This window comes from Pandoraea morbifera (assembly GCF_902459575.1).
GTDB lineage: Bacteria > Pseudomonadota > Gammaproteobacteria > Burkholderiales > Burkholderiaceae > Pandoraea > Pandoraea morbifera.
Genome location: NZ_CABPSD010000032.1, coordinates 1 through 3485 on the forward strand (window position 1 = coordinate 1; position 3485 = coordinate 3485).

Sequence of the window (3485 nt, forward strand, 5' to 3'; positions counted from 1 at the left end):
GCGAAGGTCGAGGAACTGGACGAGATCCAGGCGGCGCTTGTCGAAGAGATCCAGACGGCGATCGATCATCGGCTTGTTGGCTGCTGAGCGGCGCTTGGATGGCACCGCGTTCGGCGGCGGCGAAGAACTCAAACGGTCGTTTGGGTGTTACGGGTATTCCATACTTCCTGGGGTAATTTGGTTTCGTAGACTGATCTGACCGTATGGTGCTGATTTGCCCCCTGGCGCCGCGGATTCAGGGCCCATCCCCAATGATGGGCCTTTTTTCGTTGTGAGGCGGTGGGTGGTCATGCTGCTTTCTCGATTTCCAAGTTCTCGACGCTCTGGATTCGCTCGCCGATCCACCGCATCACGTTCACGGCCATGCTGTTGCCGAGGGCTTTGTAGCGTGGGCCGTCCGGGGCCTTCCTGCCGGGTAGCAGTGTGTAGTCGTCCGGAAAGCCCTGAAGGCGTTCGCACTCGCGCGGGGTCAGTCGGCGTACGGCCGTGCCGTGAAACACTGGATTCACCAAGCCGGGATTGTTTCCGGCGCTCGCACCATTGCCGCGGTGCCAATGACTCGTAAGTGTGTCGGCGACGATCGCGGGTGCATGTGCACTGGCTGTCAGCGGATGGCATGGATCGCCTGGCTTGGGGTGGCTGTGGTTACTTGGGCTAGTGATCTGCGTGGTGTCGAAAGGGACAGCCACGATCGGCGTACCACGGCCAGTGCCGTCCTCGCTAGCGTCAAAGCCTTCTGCGCGGAGTGAATGAGCAACGAGCAACGTCTCCGTCTCCGTCTCCGCATCGATTCTCTGATTACTCGTGGTGAGTGCTCGAGCAATGGTAGGGATCATGAAGGCGTCTCGCCCATCACCGCCTCCTGCGCCGCTACCGTCGAGAGAGCTACGCGTAAGGGTGCCGGCAACTCTTTGCCCCGCTTCGCGGCGCGGCGCAGGATGCCCGAGCATGCTTTCGCGCTCAAAAAGTACCGCTGCGGGACGTCGCCAGTCTCCAAGATATCCGACAACGAACACACGCCGACGTCGCTGAGGGACGGCGCGAGAGTGTGATTCCACTCGGACGTACTGAGCGTCAAGAACGCGGTAGGCGAACCCATACCCGAGTTCTGCCAGGCCCCCGAGGAAGGTGCCAAAATCCCTGCCTTTGTTCGATGACAGTACACCGGGGACGTTTTCCCAGACCAGCCAGCGGGGAGCGTACCGGCGAGCAATGGCAAGATAGGTGAGCATGAGGTTGCCACGCGGATCTGCCAGTCCCTTTCGAAGTCCGGCGACGCTGAAGGACTGGCAAGGGGTTCCGCCGACGAGAAGATCGATAGTTGCATCGGGCCAGTCCTTGAATTTGGTCATGTCGCCCAGGTTGGGCACGTCAGGGTAGTGGTGTGCGAGCACGGCGGCGGGGAAGCGCTCGATCTCCGAGAAGGCCCACGGTTTCCAGCCGAGCCCATGCCATGCGCACGTCGCGGCTTCGATACCCGAGCAGACGGACAGATAGCGCAATGACCGGCAGTCGCCCAGAATGGTCTCGTTCTGTCTCATGAGCGGTCCTCCTTAACGTCTAGCGGACAATGACGGCCGGTCGCACGCGGCTCCTTATCACGAAGCTGCGGGCACTGATCGTGGAAGCAATCGCCGTCACGCCCAGCAGCACAGCGCAGTAACAGCGACTGCGGTGGCTTGGCGCCGTCGACGCATGCATAGTGGAAAGCCAAGCGGCGGATCAGTTTCTGATAGCGCATCGGATCAGCGTGAAGGCGGCAGGTCTCGGCCGGTGTGAACTGGTCTCCGCGGTCGCATTCGCACCGTTGTCGAAGCTTCTCGCGTGCGGCTGCGCGGTATGCAGCCTTCTTCGTGAGCCATCGGCGACCACCCGCGCGATACGTCACGGCAGGAATGAGTTCGACGATCACGATTTCCGCCCCTCCGCTGCCTGCGAGGCGGCGCGCGCCAGTTCTTGAGTCATAGCGTCGAAGCGCTTCGTCAGTGCACGCGCGTCCTGAGCACTCAATTGCGGTGCTCTTCCGAGTTCTGCACAGCGGCGCAGATAGTTGATGATTCCGTCGACTCGCATCACTTCCCCTTCGCTTTGGCGGCGGGAAGTCGCTCCCAGTCCTCGCTATCGTCGAGCGAGACCGTGCCGATCAACGCGGGATTGTCATAGTTGATCGGGTGCGCGCACTCGCCAAACTCCCGCTTGAAAACATGCCGCCAGTGCATGGGCGAGCCATCATCGTGGGTCGCTTCTTCATAGACTAGGCTCGTTCCCTTATAGAGCCAGAAGAACTGCTGTCCAATCTTCACGCCGAGTTCGGCGTTGTCGTTGACGACCCACTCCACCTGATCTGCTTTAAGGTCCCCGCCATCCGCCGACAGCGCGGCGCGGGCTTCGTTGGCACGGTGCAAGTCAACTTCCAGCTTCAACTCTGCAACCAGCTTCGGCAGATCGTGATAGCTGTGTCTTTGCAACGGCTGCTCGACACCTTTCAACGTCAACGAGATTTCAGCGAGGATCGTGGCAAACCGCTCGATCACATGCGCGTCGATGTCTGCCTCCCGCTCATCCCTGCCCACCTTCGCGGAAGACGTGTCCAAACTGAGCGACGGTGCGTCAGCGTTGACTGAGATACCCACTGGCTTCGCGGGAGACGAGATAGCCTTGCCAGCGGGACAGGTGCAGGTGCCACGCCATTCGCCGGTCCGGTCGTGAACATCGCCCGTGTCGTCGCAGTATTCGCACGGCTTCGCGGGAGCCGAGAGGGCGGCACGCATGATGCCCCGTAGCTTTTCGGTCGGACGCCATTTGTAGCTGCCCGTCGCCACGATAAGCCCCAGCAGTTCGGGCGCTTCCCATACAGGCGGGCGTTCGGCCGGGGAATAATCGCCAGCGTATGCACGTTTTGCATCCGGATTGCCGAACACCGCCAGCACGAAATCGATTTCTTCCTTCGTCAGGCTCCCGCCCACCTGCGGCGCATCTGCGGCGGGCAACGGTGCGGGCACGCCGTCTAGCGTCCATTGTTCGGTGCGCAGCCGGCGTTCGATTTCTTCGCATGCCAGATCGAAGGCCGCGCTCGCGGCCGTCGGCATGCCCGTGGGGGATTCGCCAAAGCTGATATCCCGAACGGCTTTGACGATTGCGAGCGTGCGCTGCTGCTCAAGCGCCACAGCAACCTCGACGGTCTCGCGCTCGCCACCATTCACGGGCGCGGCGTGGGCGGAGAAAACGTCTCTGATCTCTTCCGTCGTCGCAGGCGTGAAGTCATATTGCTTCGTGCTGGCCGACCATCCCTCGTTGCCGATTCGCGGGAACTGCCCTTCCATGTACGGCGAGGGAAGTTCAGTGTTCCACACGTACGCGACCTGGCCGACCTTCGTGGTGTCTTTCCAGCCATCGCCATTGATCTTGCCGACGCCCTTCATGATCGGCCACGCCACCGCCTCTTGCCCTGCGCTCTGTGCGGCTTCCCATCCGCGCAGCGCCCC

General features: G+C 61.8%; 1 protein-coding gene and 1 pseudogene. Both read right to left on the reverse strand.

All coding sequences use genetic code 11. The annotated features are described in order from the left end of the window. Window positions 1–287 precede the first annotated feature (287 nt). Window positions 288–1541: a DNA cytosine methyltransferase gene (locus PMO31116_RS23425; RefSeq protein ID WP_217424779.1), complete on the reverse strand. Its 1254-nt coding sequence runs from the start codon at window positions 1539–1541 to the stop codon at window positions 288–290. Window positions 1542–2072: 531 nt separating this feature from the next. Beyond that, window positions 2073–3485 (reverse strand): annotated as a pseudogene (locus tag PMO31116_RS23850) (hypothetical protein); the annotation flags it as partial.